The following is a 372-nucleotide window of genomic DNA, read 5'->3' on the forward strand; positions in this document are numbered from 1 at the left end:
CCCCTCCGCTGATCAGCACCAGCGGCTTGTCGCTGGCTGCCAGGGTGAAGTCCCCCGCAGGCGGGAACAGTTGCAGGGTATCGCCGACCACCAAGTCATCGTGCAGGTAATTGGAGACCTTGCCGCCCGCCTCACGCTTGACGCTAATGCGGTATTCCTTGCCGTCGCACAGCGCCGACAGGGAATAGTTGCGGCGCTGCTCGGCACCGTCTATGTCTAGCTTCAGGCCGATGTACTGGCCAGGTTCTGCCTTGAGCACCGGCATGCCATCCACCGGGGCGAAATAGAACGAAACGATCTCGCTGCTTTCCTGCTCGCGGCGTACCAGGCGGAATTCACGCGTACCGCGCCAGCCACCCTCGGCCGCTTCCT

The 372-nt window shown here is 63.2% G+C and carries 1 protein-coding gene; it reads right to left on the reverse strand.

Annotation, left to right across the window (positions count from 1 at the left end; all coding sequences use genetic code 11):
* The coding region (locus tag QHC78_RS21075; protein WP_319748107.1) for an FAD-binding oxidoreductase at nt 1-372 on the reverse strand (372 nt) is incomplete at both ends.

Origin of the sequence: Pigmentiphaga sp., assembly GCF_033795525.1 — a bacterium.
Taxonomy (GTDB): Bacteria; Pseudomonadota; Gammaproteobacteria; order Burkholderiales; family Burkholderiaceae_B; genus Pigmentiphaga.